The organism is Vibrio sp. 1874 (assembly GCF_033344395.1).
Taxonomy (GTDB): domain Bacteria; phylum Pseudomonadota; class Gammaproteobacteria; order Enterobacterales; family Vibrionaceae; genus Vibrio; species Vibrio alginolyticus.
The window spans coordinates 1-1,205 of the sequence record NZ_JAWPOR010000117.1 but is presented as its reverse complement, the minus strand read 5'-3'; the positions used below and the strand labels follow the sequence as shown (position 1 = coordinate 1,205).

Sequence of the window (1,205 nt, the reverse complement as noted above, 5' to 3'; positions counted from 1 at the left end):
GCCAAATACTGGTACAGGTGAGCTACAAGTTCGCGGCCCTCAAGTCATGCAAGGTTACTGGCAACGTCCGGAAGCAACCAAAGACACCATTAACGAAGACGGTTGGCTATCAACGGGTGACATCGTTAAGTTTGATGACGAAGGCTTCCTGCACATTGTTGACCGTAAGAAAGACATGATCTTAGTATCAGGCTTCAACGTTTACCCGAATGAAATCGAAGACGTTGTCGCTCTGCACGGCAAAGTTCTTGAAGTGGCTGCTATTGGTCAACCGCATGAAGTGTCTGGTGAGTTGGTGAAGATCTACGTTGCTCTTCCGATCTCAATAGGGTCAAACTGGTAGTAGTCGTTCGCAAGCGTTGAAATGTGCACCAAACCATCGATATGCAGATCGGTCAAGCGCACGAAGAAGCCAAAACTGGTGACGTTAGCAATCACGCCTTCCAACTCATCGCCGACGTGATCTTGCATGTATTCACACTTCAACCAATCCGCAACTTCACGCGTTGCATCATCAGCGCGGCGCTCTGTCATTGAACATTGTTCGCCGTAGAAGTCCATGTCATCGAATGAGTAATGGTAACCACCCGTTGGCGTCCAACGGTCTTGGTTGCGGCCTTCTTCTTTAGCGATCAAATACTTGATAGCACGGTGCAGCAACAAGTCAGGGTAACGACGAATTGGTGACGTAAAGTGCGCGTAACGCTTAAGCGCCAAACCGAAGTGGCCTGCGTTGTCTGCGTTGTACACCGCTTGCTTCATGGAGCGCAGCAGCATGGTTTGGATCAGCTCTTGGTCTTGACGACCTGCAATTTGACGCGCGAGATCGGCGTAGTCTGTCGGAGAAGGCTCTAAACCACCTTTCAACTCTAAACCTAGCTCACTAAGGAAATCGCGGAAGCCTTGCAAGCGCAGCTCACCCGGAGATTCGTGAATACGATACAGTGCAGGCTCTTTGGCTTTTTCTACCAACGATGCCGAGGCAATGTTAGCTAAGATCATACATTCTTCGATGATCTTATGCGCATCATTACGAATCACTGGCTCAATGCTTTCAATCTTGCGCTCAGCATTAAAAATGAATTTGGTTTCGACGGTCTCAAACTCAATCGCACCACGTTGATCACGCGCTTCTTTCAACACTTTGTACATCGCGTGCAACTCTTCAAGATGCGACACGAGTGGCTGGTAGCGTTCAGATCGGA

At 49.0% G+C, this 1,205-nt stretch carries 2 pseudogenes; one reads left to right on the top strand and one right to left on the bottom strand.

The annotated features are described in order from the left end of the window. Positions 1–310, top strand: a pseudogene (locus R8N46_RS24955) (long-chain-fatty-acid--CoA ligase); the annotation flags it as partial. Positions 311–324: 14 nt separating this feature from the next. Here the strand turns inward: R8N46_RS24955 and R8N46_RS24950 are convergent. Next, positions 325–1,205, bottom strand: a pseudogene (locus R8N46_RS24950) (RNB domain-containing ribonuclease); the annotation flags it as partial.